Source organism: Faecalibacterium prausnitzii (genome assembly GCF_003287495.1).
GTDB lineage: Bacteria > Bacillota > Clostridia > Oscillospirales > Ruminococcaceae > Faecalibacterium > Faecalibacterium prausnitzii_I.
In genome coordinates, this window is record NZ_PRLE01000003.1 from 57,716 (window position 1) to 75,344 (window position 17,629).

At 61.2% G+C, this 17,629-nt stretch carries 17 protein-coding genes; 6 read left to right on the forward strand and 11 right to left on the reverse strand.

Annotation, left to right across the window (positions count from 1 at the left end):
- The 7 genes from C4N22_RS06160 to C4N22_RS06190 all read right to left on the reverse strand — a co-directional run bounded on the left by C4N22_RS06160 (position 1) and on the right by C4N22_RS06190 (position 6,212).
- A complete protein-coding gene (locus tag C4N22_RS06160; protein ID WP_112148352.1) occupies positions 1 to 483 on the reverse strand; it encodes an RNA polymerase sigma factor in 483 nt (160 codons plus the stop codon).
- 105 nt (positions 484 to 588) lie between these two features.
- Positions 589 to 2,346, reverse strand: a complete 1,758-nt coding sequence (locus C4N22_RS06165; protein ID WP_112148353.1) for an Rqc2 family fibronectin-binding protein — start codon at positions 2,344 to 2,346, stop codon at positions 589 to 591.
- 221 nt (positions 2,347 to 2,567) lie between these two features.
- Positions 2,568 to 3,344: a Nif3-like dinuclear metal center hexameric protein gene (locus C4N22_RS06170; protein WP_112148354.1), complete on the reverse strand. Its 777-nt coding sequence runs from the start codon at positions 3,342 to 3,344 to the stop codon at positions 2,568 to 2,570.
- Positions 3,345 to 3,347: 3 nt separating this feature from the next.
- The gene (locus C4N22_RS06175; protein ID WP_112148355.1) at positions 3,348 to 4,004 is read right to left on the reverse strand and encodes a class I SAM-dependent methyltransferase; all 657 of its coding nucleotides are present in this window, start codon (positions 4,002 to 4,004) and stop codon (positions 3,348 to 3,350) included.
- A 1-nt stretch (position 4,005) separates the two neighbouring features.
- Entirely contained in the window at positions 4,006 to 4,263 is a 258-nt protein-coding gene (locus tag C4N22_RS06180) for a DUF1858 domain-containing protein (RefSeq protein WP_022256461.1), read from the reverse strand.
- A 161-nt stretch (positions 4,264 to 4,424) separates the two neighbouring features.
- Complete coding sequence (locus C4N22_RS06185) at positions 4,425 to 4,715, reverse strand: zinc-ribbon domain containing protein (RefSeq protein WP_055190671.1); 291 nt, start codon at positions 4,713 to 4,715, stop codon at positions 4,425 to 4,427.
- A 297-nt stretch (positions 4,716 to 5,012) separates the two neighbouring features.
- Complete coding sequence (locus C4N22_RS06190) at positions 5,013 to 6,212, reverse strand: acetate/propionate family kinase (protein WP_112115475.1); 1,200 nt, start codon at positions 6,210 to 6,212, stop codon at positions 5,013 to 5,015.
- Positions 6,213 to 6,436: 224 nt separating this feature from the next.
- Between C4N22_RS06190 and C4N22_RS06195 the strand changes: the two genes are divergently transcribed.
- From C4N22_RS06195 to C4N22_RS06215, 5 genes are all read left to right on the forward strand, one after another.
- Complete coding sequence (locus tag C4N22_RS06195; protein ID WP_112148356.1) at positions 6,437 to 7,636, forward strand: nucleotidyltransferase family protein; 1,200 nt, start codon at positions 6,437 to 6,439, stop codon at positions 7,634 to 7,636.
- Positions 7,637 to 7,765: 129 nt separating this feature from the next.
- Positions 7,766 to 9,082 carry an NAD(P)-dependent oxidoreductase gene (locus C4N22_RS06200; protein WP_112148357.1) on the forward strand — a complete coding sequence of 439 codons (1,317 nt, stop codon included), beginning with the start codon at positions 7,766 to 7,768 and terminating at the stop codon, positions 9,080 to 9,082.
- 204 nt (positions 9,083 to 9,286) lie between these two features.
- Positions 9,287 to 10,837 carry a DUF1538 domain-containing protein gene (locus tag C4N22_RS06205; protein WP_112148358.1) on the forward strand — a complete coding sequence of 517 codons (1,551 nt, stop codon included), beginning with the start codon at positions 9,287 to 9,289 and terminating at the stop codon, positions 10,835 to 10,837.
- A gap of 13 nt (positions 10,838 to 10,850) precedes the next feature.
- Complete coding sequence (locus C4N22_RS06210; protein WP_242980970.1) at positions 10,851 to 11,543, forward strand: P-II family nitrogen regulator; 693 nt, start codon at positions 10,851 to 10,853, stop codon at positions 11,541 to 11,543.
- 111 nt (positions 11,544 to 11,654) lie between these two features.
- Complete coding sequence (locus tag C4N22_RS06215) at positions 11,655 to 12,521, forward strand: YitT family protein (RefSeq protein WP_112148360.1); 867 nt, start codon at positions 11,655 to 11,657, stop codon at positions 12,519 to 12,521.
- Between the two features lie 121 nt (positions 12,522 to 12,642).
- Here C4N22_RS06215 and C4N22_RS06220 read toward each other — a convergent pair whose 3' ends face one another.
- Together C4N22_RS06220 and C4N22_RS06225 are read right to left on the reverse strand one after the other, a co-directional pair.
- Positions 12,643 to 14,262: a phospholipase D-like domain-containing protein gene (locus C4N22_RS06220; RefSeq protein ID WP_112148361.1), complete on the reverse strand. Its 1,620-nt coding sequence runs from the start codon at positions 14,260 to 14,262 to the stop codon at positions 12,643 to 12,645.
- A 21-nt stretch (positions 14,263 to 14,283) separates the two neighbouring features.
- Complete coding sequence (locus C4N22_RS06225; protein ID WP_112148362.1) at positions 14,284 to 14,901, reverse strand: C39 family peptidase; 618 nt, start codon at positions 14,899 to 14,901, stop codon at positions 14,284 to 14,286.
- Between the two features lie 133 nt (positions 14,902 to 15,034).
- Here C4N22_RS06225 and udk point away from each other — a divergent pair, with 133 nt between their 5' ends.
- Entirely contained in the window at positions 15,035 to 15,664 is a 630-nt protein-coding gene (gene udk, locus C4N22_RS06230; RefSeq protein WP_022257416.1) for a uridine kinase, read from the forward strand.
- A gap of 157 nt (positions 15,665 to 15,821) precedes the next feature.
- Here udk and atpC read toward each other — a convergent pair whose 3' ends face one another.
- On the reverse strand, positions 15,822 to 16,223 hold the full coding sequence (gene atpC, locus C4N22_RS06235; protein WP_022257415.1) for an ATP synthase F1 subunit epsilon: 402 nt from the start codon (positions 16,221 to 16,223) through the stop codon (positions 15,822 to 15,824).
- 3 nt (positions 16,224 to 16,226) lie between these two features.
- The gene (gene atpD / locus C4N22_RS06240) at positions 16,227 to 17,621 is read right to left on the reverse strand and encodes a F0F1 ATP synthase subunit beta (protein ID WP_022257414.1); all 1,395 of its coding nucleotides are present in this window, start codon (positions 17,619 to 17,621) and stop codon (positions 16,227 to 16,229) included.
- Positions 17,622 to 17,629 lie beyond the last annotated feature (8 nt).

A 17,629-nucleotide genomic window follows, 5' to 3' on the forward strand; every position in this document is an offset into this window, starting at 1 on the left:
TCATTCCTCCAGCAGTTTTTGTTTGAGCAGATGGCGTACTTTCCCCAATCGGGTGCGGACGGTTCCGGGTGGGAGTTCAAATTTTCGGCCCAGCTCGCTGGCGTTGTATCCCTCTTCGTACCGCAGGGTAAACAGCATCTTGTCCAGCGGGTCGAGTGTTCCCAGCAGGGAATCCAGGTCCACGGTCCCCAGCGCGGCCTCCGCCGTCTCGTCCGGCGTTTCGGCATCGTCGGGGTCCAGCAGTGCCAGCAGGCTTTCTTCTTTCACGGCCCGGCGCACCTGGTCGCAGTAGAGGTTGCGGGCCGCGGCAAACAGCCAGGCCTTGCACTGCCCGGAGGCAAAACTCTCCATGAGTGCCTGATTCTGCAGTGCCCGCAGGAACACTTCCTGCGTTAAATCCTCCGCCCGGCCGTCGTCCCGGCAGAGTTTGTAGCAGAAATGCTCCAGCTTGTCCCAGAACTCCTCGTAAAGCAGCTCCCACATGGGCCTCTCCCCTCCTTTCTGCCTGGTAGACGAATGAGAAGCGCAAAGTGTTTGCAAAATTTGAAAAAAGCTGTGCAGACTCCAACGCTGCACAGCTTTTCCAAATCACTTTTTCTGTTTGAGCCGTTCGGCCAAGTCTTCCCGCGGGGTAACATACACGGTGGTGTACACCTCGTACAGCACCATGCCGGGCTTGGCGCCGTTGGCTTTCCAGATGTTTTTCACCTCGGTGGTGTCCACAGCCACTTTTGCGCCCGCGCCCGCCTTGAACGCGCTGGAATAAAGCACGGCCAGCTCGGCGGCTTCCTGTTTTGTGGAGTCCGGGATGTCCTCGCCCCGGCTCATGACCACCACATGACTGCCGGGCGCTTTCTGCACATGGAACCACAGGTCCTTGCCTCGGGCAGTGTGGAGGGTGAGCTTATCGTTCTGGGCGTTGTTGCGGCCCACCAGAATTTCAAAGCCGTCGCTGGAGGTAAAGCGGAGGAAGTCCGCAGGCTTCTGGCGCTTATCCCGCTGCTTGTAGTATTTCAGGTAGCCCTGGCTCTTGAGCTCGGCACGAATCTCATTCAGTGCCGCCTCACCGGAAGCTGTCTCCACCTCGTAGAGCACGGTTTCCAGATAGGCGATCTCTTTTTCGCCCTCCGCCAGCAGGTCCACCAGCATCCGGGCCGCCGTCTGCTTCTTTTTATAATTCTTGAAGAAGTTCTGGGCGTTCTGGCTGGGGCTGAACCGCAGATCCAGCGGGATGGTAACTTCCTTGCCCTCATCGTACCAGTTGGGCACGGTGATGTTCTTCATCCCCTTTTGGGCCAGATAGAGGTTGGCGGAAAGCAGCTCGCCGTAGAGGCGGAGCTTTTCACTCTTGCCGCTGGCGGCCAGCTCTTCCTGCCGGGCCGCCTGCTTGCGGACCGCGCGCTCGTACATGTTGTGCACGGCCTTGTGCAGCTCCTTGCTCTTGGTGCGGAGCCGTTCGGCACGATCTTTCTCGGCGTAGTAGCCCTCCAGCATGGCGTTGAACGAGGGCCATTCTTTGATCGCGTACCCCTCGCCGTACTGCCGGGGCCGGAAGAACGTGTACTCCACCGGCTTGCCGTCCGGGGCCGTCACGCTGCAGGGGCAGCCGCCCTGGTCGTGGAGCTCTTTCAGCTCGTCAATGGCCGCCATCAGCCGGAGCTTCTGGGGTTCCGTCAGCTCGTTGGCGGGCAGGTGCTCGCCGTCAAAGGCGCGCCAGGCCGCCTCCCGGCAGACCACCGGGCCCACACCCGCCACGGTCTTGTTCAGGGCGTCTGCTACCGGCAGATCCCGCTGGCAAGCCGCCGCCACGATGGAAGCCGAGCTCACCGAGAGGAAATCCGGGCGGGCAGGTTTCGGGGGCGTGGTATAGGGCAGGCCCGGCAGCAGCTGCCGGACATCGCTGTCCTCAAAATCCACCCGCTTGAGGGCGTCGATGATCTTTCCATTCTGCACCAGCACCAGATTGGAGTAGCGGCCCATCAGCTCGGCGCAGAGGATGTTCCGCACCAGGTCGCCCATCTCATTGGTGCACTGGAATTCAAAGTAGACGATGCGGTCGCCCGGCTCCATCCGGACGTCCAGCAGCTTGCCGCCCGTCAGGTGCTTGCGCATCAGCATACAGAACGAGGGGGGCGTCTCGGGGTTCTCGAAGCTCTCTTCGGTCAGGCAGACCCGGGCAGAGCCGCTCCGGGCCGACAGCAGCAGGCTGTAGGTGTCCGTGCGGGTGCGCAGGGTCAGGACAAGCTCATCGCGGGTCGGTTCAAATATTTTTGCGATCTTGGCCTCGGTCAGGGCAGCTTTCAGCTCCCGGGCTGTCAGGGCCAGTGTCGCGGCATCCAAAGCCATAGTGGTACCTCGCTCAACCTCTCCGTCATCTTCGCTTCGCTCGATGACACCTCTCCTGACAGGAGAGGCTTTGGCAGTCCGATCCGTTTCCCAGCGAAAACGAAATCTCTTTGCCAAGGGCTCCCCTGATCGAAAAGACTCCCCCGGCCGGGGGAGGTGGCACGCAAGTGCCGAAAGGGGAGCAGCTGGCGAGCGGTAGCGAGACTGAGAGGTTTTCTTTATTATAAATAAGTAAACGGGTCGCGGTTGGCTGTGCTGACCAGCACTTCCACAGCCGGGAACGCGGCGCGGAGCTTTTGGGCCACCGCTGCCGCCACCGGGAACTCGGTGGCATAGTGGCTGGCGGCCACGATGGACAGCCCCAGCCGCTTGGCGTCCAGCGCGTCGTGGTGGTCGGCCTCGCCGGTCAGCAGGCAGTCGGCCCCCATGGCCAGCGCCTCTTCAAACAGGCCGCCGCCAGCCCCGCTGATGACAGCCAGCCGCCGCACGGGCTTGCCCGTGTCCGCATATTTGACCGGCACTTCCGGGCCGTCCAGCGGCGTGTTGCACCGGGCACCCAGCTCCACCCGCGCTTTGCGGGCCAGCTCCGGGACAGTGATGGGTTCCACCTCGCCCACCCGGCCGCAGCCGCCGGCGAAAGGCTCCCAGTTTTTCATTCCAAAGATGCCTGCCAGCACTTCATTGACGCCGCCCTCGGCGGCATCCAGGTTGGTGTGCATACAGATGGCGGAGATCCCTTTCTGCACCAGCTGGAACGGCAGGTCGGCCGGGCTCAGTTTTTTCAGCGGGTGGAAGATGACCGGGTGGTGGGTGACGATGAGCTGGCAGCCGTTCTGTTCGGCCTCCGCCAGCGTTTCGGCCGTGACATCCAGTGCCACCAGCACCCGGGAGACCTCCCCGCCGCAGTCCACCAGCAGGCCGGGGTTGTCCCAGCTTTCGGCCAGTTCCAGCGGAGCCATCCGCTGCAGCTCTTCATAGATCTTCTGGACGGTTGCCATTCCTCAATCCTCCCGTAAAATTTGGTCGATCTCCTCCGCCAGCGGGGTGCCGTCGGGCACGCCCAGCCGGAAGCGGGGAAGCTTGGCTTTCTGCCAGGCCGCGTAACCGGCCCCCTCCGGCCACTCCCCTGTTCCGCCAAACAGGCATTCCGTAAACGTGGGGGCATGCGTCTCGCCCGTATACTCGGCGGCCATCACGGCATACCAGCGGCCTGCCGCCTGCACGGGGCGGTCAGCCACCAGGGCAAAGCCATGCTCCCACAGCCAGCGGCGCAGCTCCCTGTGGCGGGTGGCCGGTACCATGACCAGGCGCGGCCCGCCCGGCTGGGACACCCAGGGCGCTTTTTCGATGATCTCCCAGGTGGTCTGGGCCGAGACACCCGCCAGCACGATGGTGCCCACTTCCCCCGCCGACAACACAGAAAGACCGTCGCCGAGCCTCAGCTCAGCGCGGTCTTCACAACGGGCATGTTCCAGCGTCTGCTTTGCCTTTGCCAGCGGGCCGGGGCGCAGGTCGGCCCCGATCACCTTGGGGTACTTCCCCGAGGCAGCCAGCACAGCGGTCAGTTTGCCGTGGTCACAGCCAATGTCGGCCACAGGCTCTCCCTCCCGCACCAGCGCGGCAGCGGCGGTCAGACGCTCATCCAGTGTGGGCAGCAACTCAGGCCTTCTTGGAAGCCAGATGTGCATTCAGCTTCTCCAGCAGCTCGTCGCAGTCCACGCCGTGGACCTCGCAGGCCTCCTCGATGCTCTCGCCGCGGGAAGCCGGGCAGCCCAGGCAGTGCATCCCGATCTCCATAAAGTAAGGAGCGGTGGTCTGGTCCATATCCAGGATATCGCCGATGATGGTTTCACGGGTCACCTGCTTGGGGGCCGCGGTGTTCTCGTCTTTCTTGAGCATATTGAAAATATCAAACATGATTGAAATTCCTTTCTGTTTATGGGGTGCCGCGCCCGAATCCGGGCGCTCTTTTTATAATATACCCTAAAGTAATGTGATATTGCAAGAGGCAATGCAAAAAAGCCCCTCCGGCCATACGGCAGGAGGGGCTTACAAGCTTCAGATTAAAAAATCAGCGCTTAGTTCTGCTTCATGCGAGCGAAGCAGTCAGAGCAGTAGACCGGACGGTCCTCACGGGGCTGGAAAGGAACCTTGCAAGCCTTGCCGCAAGCTGCGCAGACAGCGTCGAACATCTGGCGCTCACCGCCGTTGTTGCCGCCACGGACGCCATTCTTACGGGCGTCACGGCAGGGCTTGCAGCGCTGGGGCTGGTTCTCAAAGCCGCGAGATGCGTAGAACTCCTGCTCACCAGCAGTCCAAACAAACTCCTTGCCGCAGTCTTTGCAAACTAAAGTCTTGTCTTCGAACATAGTAGTATCTCCTCTTTGTTTAGTTCTTGCCCACGGAAGGATTGTAACCATACCTTTGGTTTTTCGGGACCATCGCGCTGATCGTAAGCTTACCAGGGGCTTGAATGAGTAAAATGCCCTCTAGCTGAGGACTCTCCTATTGTACCGTTCTTTTTTTTGTTTGTCAACCAAAAAACAAACCTCCGCCCTCTTTTTTGTGCAATCGGCACAATAAGACAGACTTTGCCCCGCCAAAAACACCAAAAGGGCTGTGCCCTCCGCGAGGACACAGCCCTTTGTACCGCGAATGCGGCAAAATTACTTCTCGATGACTTCCTTGGTGTCGCGGGCGATCATCAGCTCCTCGTCGGTAGCAATGACCAGGGTGCGGACCTTGGCGCCCCAGGCGGTGATGTCGCAGACATCGCCAACGGGATGCTTGTTCTTGTCAGTATCGATGCGGATGCCCAGCCAATCCATGTGGTGGCAGACCTTTGCACGGGCAATGGCGTCATGCTCGCCGATACCACCGGTGAAGACGATGGCATCCACGCCGCCCATGGCTGCGATGTAGCCGCCGACCAGCTTCTTGATCTGGTAGTTCAGCATATCGGAAGCCAGCTGCGCGCGCTTGTTGCCGGCAGCAGCTGCCTCTTCGATATCACGCTTGTCGCTGGAAACACCGGAGACACCCAGCAGACCGGACTTCTTGTTCAGGATCTCGTCCAGCTGGTGGCCAGTGATGTTCAGGTTGTACTTCAGGTAGTTGACCACAGAGGGGTCGATATCGCCGCAGCGGGTACCCATCATCAGGCCAGCCAGCGGGGTCATGCCCATGGAGGTATCAATGACCTTGCCCTGGTCAACCGCGGCAATGGAAGAACCATTGCCCAGGTGGCAGGTGATGAGCTTCAGGCGCTCAATGGGCTCCTCCAGATACTCGGCAGCCTTATAAGCAACGTACTTGTGGCTGGTGCCGTGGAAGCCATAGCGGCGGACGCCGTACTTCTCATAGTACTCGTAGGGGATAGCGTACATATAGGCTTTCGGGGGCATGGTGCTGTGGAAAGCGGTGTCGAAGACAGCGACCATGGGGATGTCCGGGCCAAAGACCTTGCGGGCAGCCTCAATACCCAGGATGCCTGCGGGGTTGTGCAGGGGGGCCAGGGGGCTCAGCTCACGGATGGTCTTGATGACCTCGTCGGTGATCAGGCAGCTCTCCTTGAACTTCTCACCGCCGTGGACAACACGGTGGCCGATGGCGTTGATCTCGCTCACATCGTCGATGCACTTGCCCTCGCCGGTGGTCATCTTCTTCACGACCTCAGCAAAAGCCTCGGTGTGGGTGGGGAAGATGGCCGGGGTGGTAGCCTTTTTGCCGTTGGCCTCGTGGGTGATCATGCTGCTCTCCATGCCAATGCGCTCGCACAGGCCCTTGCAGAGCACTTTCTCGCCGTCCATATCGATGAGCTGATACTTCAGGGAAGAAGAACCGCAGTTAATAACCAGAACTTTCATCTTCTGTAGCCTCCAATATTTTTTCGTCTGCCCGCACAAGAGGGCAGAATTTTACAGATTCCTGAAATTATTATATAATAGGTTCAGCCGCTTTTCAATCCGCAACCGTGGCAAGCGTTCCCCCAAGTACGCAGCCTTTTTTGTACATCCTGCCCAGAATCCTGGCAGGGCAGACCAATTTCTCTGTCAGTCTGACAGATTTTTCACAATGTTTGAGGTTCTCTATGAGATTTGCCGGTATCATCGCTGAATACGACCCATTCCACAACGGCCACGCCTGGCAGCTGGCCCAGGCCAGAGCACTGGGCGCGCGGCAGGTAGCCGTGGCCATGAGCTGCAGCCTGACCCAGCGGGGCGCTGTCCCCCTCCTGCCCGAGGCCGTCCGGGTGCAGGCCGCCCTGCACTGCGGGGCTGATTTTATCTTTGCCCTGCCTGCCCCCTGCGCCTGCGCCGGGGCGGAGGCCTTTGCCCGGGCGGGCGTTCGGCTTCTGGCCGCTGCCGGGTGCGACGCCCTCGTTTTTGGGGCCGAGACTCCGGACACCGCGCTCCTGATGGACGCCGCCCGGGTGCTTGCCAGTGAGGAATACCGCGCCGCCCTCAAGGCGCAGCTGGCCGCCGGGGCCCGGAACTTTGCCGCCGCCCGGCAGGCCGCTGTGGAAACCCTCCGTCCCGGTTCCGCGCTTGCCGCTTTGCTGGACCAGCCCAACAACAATCTGGCCGTGGAATACTGCAAGGCAATTCTGGAGCTGGATGTCCCGCTCACGCCCATCCCCCTGCCCCGGCAGGGTGCCAACCACGGCGAAGCCCTCAACGGCAACGTGCAGTTTGCCAGCGCCAGTGCCCTGCGGGCGCTCTGGACTCAGCAGGGCGTGGAAGCCCTGCGGCCTTACGTCCCGGAAGCGGTCTTCCCGCTGTATCAGGAAGCTGCCGCCGCGGGCGGTTCCACGGATTTTTCCGCCGCCGGGCGGTGCGAGCTGGCCCTGCTCCGCGCCCGCTGCACTGGTGAGACGCCATTCGCCAATGTCCGGGGTGTTTCCGAGGGGTTGGAACATCGGCTGGAAAAAGCCGTCCGGGCCAGCACCACACTGGACGAGCTGCTGAACACCCTGACCACGATCCGCTACCCCCGCGCCCGGATGCGGCGGCTGGCCATGGACGCCGCCTTTGGTTACACCGAAGAAGCATTCCCCGCCCTGCCGCCCTATCTCCATCTGCTGGGGGCCCGCCGGGAGCTGCTGGGCCAGCTGAAACAGGCCGCCCTCCCCGCCTCCCACTCCCTGATGCGCTTACAGGAGGAAAATGCCGCCTGCGCCCGGATGGTACAGGCCCAGCTCACCGCCAGCGATTTTGCGGCGCTCTGCCGTGCAAAACCGCGGCCCATGGGCGGCGCACTTCGTCAAAAAATTATCTTTTTGACGATATAGCAAAATTTATTCGTAATTTTTCGGCAATTATGCTATTGTATCTTTCTTCGTATCCGGTGTATCATAAAGGAACAAGATTCTTGGATACAACAAAGTGTGTCCTGCCACCCACGGAAGAGGAGGAACTTCATGGCGCTTCATGTTCTGGACGAAGCCAACCGCTGCCTCGGCTGCAAAAAGCCGATGTGTCAGCAGGGCTGCCCCATCCACACCAATATCCCCGAGGTGATCCGGCTGCTGAAAAACAACCAGCTGGACGACGCCGGCCGGATGCTGTTTGAAAACAACCCCCTGACCACCGTCTGCAGCCTGGTCTGCAACCACGAGAACCAGTGCGAGGGCCACTGCATCCGCAACCGGATGCCCAGCCACGACCCCGTGCACTTTTCCATCATCGAGGATTATATCTCCACCACCTATGCCAACAAGATGACGGCCGGCCCCACCCCCCGGAACGGGATGAAAGCCGCCATCATCGGCGCGGGCCCGGCGGGCCTGACCATTGCGGTGCTGCTGGCACGCTGGGGCTATGACATCACCATTTTTGATGCCCGGGATAAGATCGGCGGCGTCATGCGGTACGGCATCCCCAATTACCGCCTGCCGGACAGCGTGCTGGACGATTTTGCATACCGCCACCTGGAGCTGAAAGACATCAAGGTGCGCACCAACACCGCCATCGGCCGCACCATCACCATCGACGACCTCTTCCGCGACGGCTACAAGAGCGTCTTCATCGGTGCCGGCCTGTGGAAAGCCAACGCCATGCACATCAAAGGCGAGACGCTGGGCAACGTGGCCTTTGGCATCGACTACCTGGCCAACTCCAAGGCGTTCCGCCTGGGGGACGACATTGCCGTCATCGGCGTGGGCAATTCCGCCATGGACTGCGCCCGCACCGCCATCCGCAACGGTGCCCGCCACGTTACCTGCTACGCCCGCCGGGACGAGGACTGCATCAGCGCCTCCGAGCACGAAGTGCGGTACGCCAGGCTCGAGGGCGTGGGCTTCCGCTTCTGCAAGGCTCCGGTGGAGATCCGGGAAAACGGCATCATCTGCCGCGACACCGTCAAGGGCGAGGACGGCAGGTTCACCCAGGTGGAGGGCAGCGAGATGTTCTATCCCCACACCGGCGTCATCGTCTCGGTGAGCCAGGGTGCGGAGAACGAGCTGGTGCAGAGCACCACCGGCATCCAGACCAACCAGCGCGGCCTGCTCACCGTCAATGAGGATGGCAGCACGACCCGCGAGGGCGTGTTTGCCGGCGGCGACGCCGTGATGGGTGCCCGCACCGTCGTCGAGGCCGTGGCCATCGCCAAAAAGGTGGCCGAGTCCATGGACAGCTATATGAAGTCCCTGCCCAAAGATCCCGCCCCGGACCCCTATGCGGACATCCCGGTTTTCAGCACTCCCACCTCGGACGTGCTGACCAAGCAGGGCGTCTGAACCCGATAAAATTTCACGAGTCTGCCGTGGATCTCCGTGGCAGGCTCTTTTTGTAAACTTTCTGCGTCTTTGCCATTCTTAGCCGCTTTTTTGTTGACCCGGCCACGCCGCCTTTAGTATACTATTTATAAATCCTCTTGCAAATATTCCAGTTTGTACGCAGTTTCCGGTCCTTTCGACGCCGGGGACCGCGCGGAAAGGTCGGTGGACAACATTCTCAAAGCATCACTCCCCAAACTGCGGGAAAAACTGCTGGAAGCGTTACAGGCGGTGCTGCCCATTGTGGCCATTGTGCTGGTGCTCTGCTTTACCATTGCCCCCATCTCCCCCAGCATCCTGCTCTGCTTTCTGCTGGGCGCCGCCATGATCATTGTGGGCATCATGTTTTTTACGCTGGGCGCGGAGATGAGCATGAGCCCCATGGGCGAGCGGATGGGCACCATGCTCACCAAGACCCGGAGCCTGCCCCTCATCATCGGGGTCGGCTTCCTGCTGGGCTTCCTCATCACCATCTCGGAGCCGGACTTGCAGGTGCTGGCCAATCAGGTGCCCTCCATCCCCAACATGACCCTGATCCTTTCGGTAGCGGCAGGCGTGGGCCTGTTCCTCGTCATGGCGTTTTTGCGGATGCTCTTCGGCATCCCGCTGCCGCGGCTCCTTGTACTGTTCTACAGCATCATCTTCATTCTGGCCGCGTTCGTCCCCAAAGAGTTTCTGGCGGTCGCTTTTGATTCCGGCGGCGTGACCACCGGCCCCATGACAGTTCCATTCATTATGGCGCTGGGCGTCGGCGTGGCCGCCATCCGTTCCGACCGCCACGCGGCGGACGACAGCTTCGGCCTCGTGGCCCTCTGCTCTGTCGGCCCCATCCTGGCTGTGCTCATTCTGGGCATCGCGTTCCAGGCCAGCGACAGCACCTACATCCCGCCCGTCCTCCCCGAGGTAAACGATTCCGTGGAGCTGTGGCAGCTCTTCCGGGAGGGCCTGCCCACCTACTTCAAAGAGATCGCCACCTCACTGCTCCCCATCATCCTGATGTTCGGGGTCTTCCAGCTCGTGGCCCTCAAGCTGGACAAACGCACCATTGGCCGCATTGCCGTCGGCCTTGCGTACACTTATATGGGCCTCGTGTTATTCCTCACCGGCGCAAACGTTGGTTTTATGCCAGCCGGTAATTATCTGGGGCAGGTGCTGGCAGGCCAGAGCTTCCGCTGGGTGCTCATTCCCATCGGAATGCTCATCGGTTACTTCATCGTCAAGGCCGAGCCTGCCGTCTATGTGCTGAACAAGCAGGTAGAGGAGGTCACCGATGGTGCCATCTCCGCCCAGGCCATGGGCACGGCTCTTTCGGCAGGCGTCTCCCTCTCGGTGGGGCTTGCCATGGTGCGGGTGCTCACGGGGGTTTCCATCCTGTGGTTCCTCATCCCGGGGTACACGTTCGCCATTGCCATCTCGTTGATCGTGCCCAAGCTCTTCACCGCCATTGCGTTTGACGCGGGCGGTGTGGCCTCCGGCCCCATGACGGCCACGTTCCTGCTGCCGCTGGCACAGGGCGCCTGCGTGGCTGTGGGCGGCAACATCGTCACCGATGCCTTTGGCGTGGTGGCCATGGTCGCCATGACGCCCCTCATCACCGTCCAGCTCATGGGCCTCATTGCAGAGCTCAAGACCCGCAAAGCCCGCAAGGCGCAGCCCGCCTTTGCGCTGGCCGCTGCCTATGCCGAGCTGCCGGATGACGCCATCATTGAGCTGTAAGGAGGTTTCAGCTGTGACAAATCCCCTTTACTGGCTGGTCACCATCACCGACCGCCGCTCCACGGACGCGTTCCTGGCCCTGTACGAGAGCTACGGCGTCCGTGTCAGCCTCCGCACCGTGGGTGCCGGCACGGCCGTGCAGGAAATGCTGGCCACCCTCGGCCTGGAAAAGAGCGAAAAAGCCGTTCTGTTTGCCATCATCACCGCCGACACCTGGCCCAAGATCCAAAAGGCGCTCCGCCGCCAGATGCGGATCGACGTGCCGGGCACCGGCATCGCGTTCATCATCCCGGTCAGCAGCATGGGCGGCAAGCGTGCCCTGCAGTTCCTGACCGAACACCAGACCTTTACGCGAATGGAGGAAAGCACCTTGAAAGACACCCGCTATGAGCTGCTGCTCGTCATTGCCAATCAGGGCTACACCGGCTCCATCATGGATGCCGCCCGTGCCGAGGGTGCCGGCGGCGGCACTGTGCTCCACGCCAAAGGCACCGGCATGGAGGGTGCCGCCCGTTTCCTGGGCGTGGACCTCGTTAACGAGAAGGAAATGGTCTTCATTGTGGCCCGCAGTTCCGAGAAGAATCAGATCATGAAAGCGATCATGGCCGGGGCTGACCCCAAGGCGGGCGCTATCGTCTTCTCCCTGCCGGTCACCGACACGGCAGGCCTGCGGCTGCTGGACGAGGACGAGACCGAAGTCGTGTAAGCCATTCACCTGCACCATGAGCAAAAATCCACACCGGGCGGGGCGTTCTTCCCTGCCGGGGCGTGGATTTTTTTGTCGTTTTCCGGTATCATAGAGGTGGAGGTTTTGCAGATGAATCATTCAAATCACGGGCGGCGGCTGCTCAGTGCCGCCGCTGTTGTTTTGGGCAACGCGGGGTACTCCCTGACGGTAGCCCTTTTTCTGGAGCCCGCGGGCCTTGTGGCCGGGGGTGCCACCGGCGTGGCGCTGGCCTTTGGCCGCCTGACCGGGCTTTCGGTCTCCGGCTTCCTGCTGGCATTCAACTTAGTCATGCTGGTCTGGGGCTGGGTGGTACTGGGCCGGGCCTTTGCCCTCAACACACTGGCCAGCAGCATCCTGAGCCCCATCTTTCTGGGCCTTGCCGAGACGATGCTCCATGGCCGTGTGCTCACAGACGACCTTTTCCTGAACACAGTCTTTGCCGCCATCGGTGCCGGGGCTTTTATGGGCATCGTCATCCGGGCGGGGGCCTCCACGGGCGGCATGGACATCCCGCCGCTGGTGCTGCAAAAATGGTTCCGCTGGCCCGTGTCCGCCACCATGCTCATCTTTGACATTGCCGTCATCCTCATCCAGATCCCGTTCAGCCCGGTGCCGCAGCTGCTGTACGGCATCGTGGCCATCATCATTCAGGTCATGGTCCTGGACAAAGTCCTGCTCTGGGGTGAGAGCCGTACCGAGGTCAAGCTGATCAGCACCAAGGCGGACGAGCTCTGTGCCGCCATCCTGCACCAGCTGGACCGCGGTGTCACCATCCTGAATGGTGCGGGCGGCTACACCCATGACCCCAGTGCCGTGCTGCTGAGCGTCATCTCCAGCCGGGAGCTTCCCCGCCTGGAAAAGCTGGTCCACGCCATCGACCCGGACTGCTTCCTCATCGTCAGCCAGGTCACAGAGGTGCGGGGCCGCGGCTTCTCCATGGATAAAAAATATCAGTAATGTGTACTTGACATTTTCCCGATTTTGCATATACTGAAATCAGGAAAGTTGTAATTCGCTCATTGGTTTCACCAATGCAAAAAGGCCCTCGGCATCGTCACTGCCGGGGGCCTTTTTGTTTTCAAAGCAACGGCGCAATGGCCTTGACCAGCCGCCCGGTGAGGCAGAGCAGGGTCTGCCCCTGCCAGATGCTCTGTTTGGTGGCTTCCACCGTGCGGCACTGGGTCAGTGTCCGCTGGAAGTCATCTTCAATGGCCGGGATGCAGGGGGCGTCCACCATCCAGACCGCATCCTCAAAGTGGTGGTAGAGGCTGCGGTAATCCAGATTGATGGTGCCCACCACGGCCTCACGGTCATCCACCACAAAGACCTTGGCGTGAACAAAACCCGGCACCCACTCCGAAATTTTGACGCCCGAGCGGATGAGGGCCGCATAGTGGGTCTTGGCCAGCGCATACGGAATGCGCTTGTCCGGCTTGCCCGGCAGAATGAGGTGGACATCCACGCCCCGCTCCGCCGCGAATTTGAGGGCTGTTTCCAGCTCCCCGTCCAGAATCAGGTAGGGTGTCATGATGTGGATGTACTTCCGGGCCCGGTTGAGAAGGTCGATATAAACCAGCTCGCCCACCCGTTCCCCGTCCAGCGGGCAATCGCCGTAAGGGGCCGCAAAGCCCTTGGCTCCCGCCGGGGTCGGGATAGGCTGCTTGAGGTAAGCTTCAAATTCCGGCTCCCGGGCGATATCCCACATCTGCAAAAAGATGGCTGTCAGCGAGCGGACCGCCTCGCCCTCCAGCATGACAGCGGCATCTTTCCAGCGGCCAAACTTCTCAACATGGTTGATGTACTCGTCGGCCAGATTCACGCCGCCCGTAAAGCCCACTTTGCCGTCAATGACCAGCACTTTTCGGTGGTCTCGGTAATTATAATGGGTCGAGACAAAGGGCATCAGCGGCGAGAAAACTTTGCAGGCGATGCCCAGCCGCTCCAGCCGCTTGGGATAGTCCCGGGGCAGGGTGGTGAACTCACAGGTGCCGTCGTACATCACCCGCACATGGACACCCTCAGCGGCCTTACGGGCCAGCACTTCCAGCACCCGGCCCCACATGAGCCCCTCGTCAATGATGAAATACTCCAGGAAAATATACTGTTTCGCTTTTTCCAGCTGGCACAGCAACTCCGCGAACTTGGCCTCGCCGCTGGGGAAATAGGTCATAGCCGTGTTCTCATACACCGGGAAGCCGCCGCCTTTCCCCCGCAGGTAGTACGCCAGCGAGGCCGCACCCAACTCCTGTGCTTTCAGCCGTTCCAGCGTTTGGGCATCCTGGGGCAGCTGCTCCCGGGTATCCTGTTCCAGCTGCTTGAGGCGGCGCTTGAGCATCCGGTGGCCGACTTCGCCTTTGGTCCACCAGAACAGCACCACGCCCAGGACCGGCACCAGCGCAATGACCACCAGCCAGGTGATCTTGGCACTGTTGTCCATATCGCTGTTGAGCAGGTAGATGACCATAACGGCCGTGAACACGATGCTGCCGCCCAACAGATGGGGCACCAGCGCGGTAAACCACCGAAACACGCTGAACAGCAGCAGCACTTGCACAAAAAAGAGGGCCAGCACCAGTCCGGTGCGGCCAAAAATGGCCCGGATGATGCCCCGTTTGCCCTTTTTCAGCAGCCGGATGCCGCCATCCTCAAAAACGCGGACCCGGTCTTTGACATTCTGTTTAAACTCTTCTGGCTTCATAGCGTTCCTTTCATTCCCGGTTTATTTCCGTTTCAGCGTCACCGCAAACAGCCCCTGTGCCGCATGGCAATCCTCCACCAGCGCCTTGGGCTGGGCGCAGACACCATGGTTGTGCCATGGGTCATTGAACCAGTAGTGCTCGTCGTCATAGCCCACCAGCAGCAGGCAGTGCTCGTGGCATTTCCATGCAAAATCCGTGCCGTCGGCCAGCAGCCAGTGGTCCCGCTCCTCCGGCACCGGGGTGAAATCCAGCGTGGCCCAGAAGACCACCGGCATCCCGGCGTCAATGTACTCGCAGAGCTGCGCCGCCGTCTTGCCCGTCTCATCCACTACTTCAAAGGCGTCCGCCGCCCCCTCGTGATCCAGCGCGCTCTGCAGTGCCTTGACGATGCAGGGGGCATAGCAGCCATAGCCGGTGTGGTCGTGGGGGTCGCCGGGGTAGACTTCATAGGGATCCGGGCCGTAGAGCTTTCCATCATAATCCCAGTAGGGCGCGTGGGGCAGGTCCCGCTCAATGAACGTGTCCGGGTCAATGGCAATGCCCATCGCCTGCAGCAGCATCACCGAGCTGATGCTCTCGCAGCCGTTCACCCAGCGTTCCGTCTGGTCGATATAGGGAGCCGATACGATTTTTTTCATCAAAATTCCTTTCGAGGCGCAAATGGCCTCTGTCAAAAACAGCCGAAGTGTGGTATCATAGCAACTAACAGATAGTATACCTTATTTCGGCACTTTTTTCCACCGGAATCAGAGCGCAGGAGGATATTGGAGTATGAAGAATCTGATCATCGGCATTGCCGGCGGGTCCGGCAGCGGCAAGACCACGCTGGCCCTGCGGCTGAAAGAGCGGTTTGGGGAGGATGAAGTCCGCCTCATCTCCCACGACAGCTATTACAAGCGCCACGACGAGCTGCCTTTTGAGGAGCGCTGCAAACTGAACTACGACCACCCGGACGCCTTTGATAACGCCCTGCTGATCTACCACCTGCAGGAGCTGAAAGCAGGCCGCGCCATCGACTGCCCGGTGTACGATTACGCCGACCACAACCGCAGCAACAAGGTACAGCACATCGAGCCCGCCCCCGTCCTCATCGTGGAGGGCATCCTGCCCTTTGTGGAGCCGGAGCTGTGCGAGCTGTTCGACTACAAAATTTATGTGGATACCGACGCCGATGAGCGCATCCTCCGCCGCATCCTGCGGGACGTCAAAGAGCGGGGCCGCTCGCTGGACAGCGTCATCCACCAGTACCTCACCACGGTCAAACCCATGCACGAGGCCTTTGTGGAGCCCAGCAAACGGAACGCGGACATCATCGTGCCCAACGGCGGCGAGAACAGCACCGCCGTGGAGATGCTGGCCCACCACATCCGCAGCCTGATCGAAAAGGCAAACATGATGTAAACTCCTTCCGTCATCGCTGCCGCGATGCCACCTCCCTCCTGGAGGGAGGCCAAAAGGCCCCCTCTGTGAGGGGGCTGCCGCCAAAGGCGGCTGGAGGAGTGACACAAAAGCGCCCTGCGTTTCCCACCGGAAACACAGGGCGCTTTGCTTTTTGGGGTTACGGGTGGATGGAGGTGCGCACCAGGGCACGCTTGAGGCGGGCCTGCGCCAGCTCATACTCCCGGCGGTCGAGGTTCTTCCGGACCAGAATTTCTTCCGCCCGCTTTTTGGAAGCCTCGGCACGGGCCTGGTCGATGTCCTCTGCCCACTCCCAGGTGGTTGCCACCAGACGGGCCTCGCCATCGAGTACGGTGAGCATCCCGCCCATACAGGCGGCCCGATGGCTCTGTCCCTCGGCATTGACGATATGGGCCTCACCCATGCCCAGCGCGGTGCAGTAATCGCCGTGCTTGGCCAGGATGGCCAGGTCGCCGTCAATGGCGCGGCAGACCACCCGCTCGGCCTGTCCATCAAAGACACAGCCGTCCGGTGTGACCACCGTCAGATGAAAGGTCGTCATGGTTTACCCTTTCTTCGCCTTGGCGAACACGTCGTCGATGGTGCCCGCGAAGAGGAACGCGCTCTCGGGCAGGTCATCGCACTCGCCGTTCAGGATCATGCGGAAGCCGCGCAGCGTCTCTTTCAGAGGCACATACTGGCCGGGCATACCCGTGAACTGCTCTGCCACATGGAAGCTCTGGGACAGGAAGCGCTGCACCTTGCGGGCGCGGTTGACGGTACGCTTGTCGTCCTCGCTCAACTCGTCCATACCCATGATGGCGATGATGTCCTGCAGCTCCTTATAGCGCTGCAGCACTTTCTGCACGGCACGGGCGATCTCGTAGTGCTCCTGGCCCACCACTTCGGGGCTCAGGATACGGCTGGTGGAGTCCAGCGGGTCCACAGCCGGATAGATGCCCTGGGAAGCGATGTCACGGCTCAGAACGGTCGTTGCGTCCAGATGGGTGAACGTGGTGGCAGGGGCCGGGTCCGTCAGGTCGTCGGCGGGAACGTAGACGGCCTGCACCGAGGTGATGGAGCCCTTGCGGGTGGAGGTGATGCGCTCCTGCAGAGCGCCCATCTCGGTGGCCAGCGTGGGCTGGTAGCCGACGGCGGAGGGCATACGGCCCAGCAGAGCCGACACCTCAGAGCCTGCCTGAGTGAAGCGGAAGATGTTGTCGATGAAGAGCAGCACGTCCTGGTTCTTGACATCGCGGAAATACTCCGCCATGGTCAGGCCGGACAGGGCCACGCGCATACGGGCTCCTGGGGGCTCGTTCATCTGACCATAGACCAGCGCCGTCTTGTTGATGACGCCGCTCTCGGTCATTTCGCCGTAGAGGTCGTTGCCCTCACGGGTGCGCTCGCCGACGCCGGTGAACACCGAGTAGCCGTTGTGCTCGGTAGCGATGTTATAGATGAGCTCCTGGATCAGGACGGTCTTGCCGACGCCGGCACCGCCAAACAGGCCGATCTTACCACCCTTGGCGTAGGGGCAGATCAGGTCAACGACCTTGATACCGGTCTCCAGAATTTCGGTGGTGGACTGCTGCTCCTCGTAGCTGGGAGCAGGACGGTGGATGGGCCAGTAGGCTTCCGGGGTGGGGGCGGGCTTGTTGTCCACCGGCTCACCCAGCAGGTTGAACACGCGGCCCAGGCACTGGTCGCCGACGGGGACCTTGATGGACTCGCCGGTGTCAACTGCCTCGGTGCCGCGCACCAGGCCATCGGTACTGCTCATGGCGATGCAGCGGGCGACGTTATCGCCGATCAGCTGCGCCACCTCCACCACCAGCTTTTCGCCGTGGTTGTCGATCTCAATGGCGTTGAGCAGGTCCGGCAGCTGGCCATCCTGGAACTGGATGTCCAGCACCGGGCCGATGACCTGGATCACCTTGCCGATGTGTTTTTCGGACATAGGCTACA

What these genes read in the sequence shown, in the direction of transcription:
- C4N22_RS06160 (WP_112148352.1), bottom strand. Translation starts at nt 483, where the DNA reads ATGTGGGAGCTGCTTTACGAGGAGTTCTGGGACAAGCTGGAGCATTTC.
- C4N22_RS06165 (WP_112148353.1), bottom strand. Translation starts at nt 2,346, where the DNA reads ATGGCTTTGGATGCCGCGACACTGGCCCTGACAGCCCGGGAGCTGAAA.
- C4N22_RS06170 (WP_112148354.1), bottom strand. Translation starts at nt 3,344, where the DNA reads ATGGCAACCGTCCAGAAGATCTATGAAGAGCTGCAGCGGATGGCTCCG.
- C4N22_RS06180 (WP_022256461.1), bottom strand. Translation starts at nt 4,263, where the DNA reads ATGTTTGATATTTTCAATATGCTCAAGAAAGACGAGAACACCGCGGCC.
- C4N22_RS06185 (WP_055190671.1), bottom strand. Translation starts at nt 4,715, where the DNA reads ATGTTCGAAGACAAGACTTTAGTTTGCAAAGACTGCGGCAAGGAGTTT.
- C4N22_RS06190 (WP_112115475.1), bottom strand. Translation starts at nt 6,212, where the DNA reads ATGAAAGTTCTGGTTATTAACTGCGGTTCTTCTTCCCTGAAGTATCAG.
- C4N22_RS06195 (WP_112148356.1), top strand. Translation starts at nt 6,437, where the DNA reads ATGAGATTTGCCGGTATCATCGCTGAATACGACCCATTCCACAACGGC.
- C4N22_RS06200 (WP_112148357.1), top strand. Translation starts at nt 7,766, where the DNA reads ATGGCGCTTCATGTTCTGGACGAAGCCAACCGCTGCCTCGGCTGCAAA.
- C4N22_RS06215 (WP_112148360.1), top strand. Translation starts at nt 11,655, where the DNA reads ATGAATCATTCAAATCACGGGCGGCGGCTGCTCAGTGCCGCCGCTGTT.
- C4N22_RS06220 (WP_112148361.1), bottom strand. Translation starts at nt 14,262, where the DNA reads ATGAAGCCAGAAGAGTTTAAACAGAATGTCAAAGACCGGGTCCGCGTT.
- C4N22_RS06225 (WP_112148362.1), bottom strand. Translation starts at nt 14,901, where the DNA reads ATGAAAAAAATCGTATCGGCTCCCTATATCGACCAGACGGAACGCTGG.
- udk (WP_022257416.1), top strand. Translation starts at nt 15,035, where the DNA reads ATGAAGAATCTGATCATCGGCATTGCCGGCGGGTCCGGCAGCGGCAAG.
- atpC (WP_022257415.1), bottom strand. Translation starts at nt 16,223, where the DNA reads ATGACGACCTTTCATCTGACGGTGGTCACACCGGACGGCTGTGTCTTT.
- atpD (WP_022257414.1), bottom strand. Translation starts at nt 17,621, where the DNA reads ATGTCCGAAAAACACATCGGCAAGGTGATCCAGGTCATCGGCCCGGTG.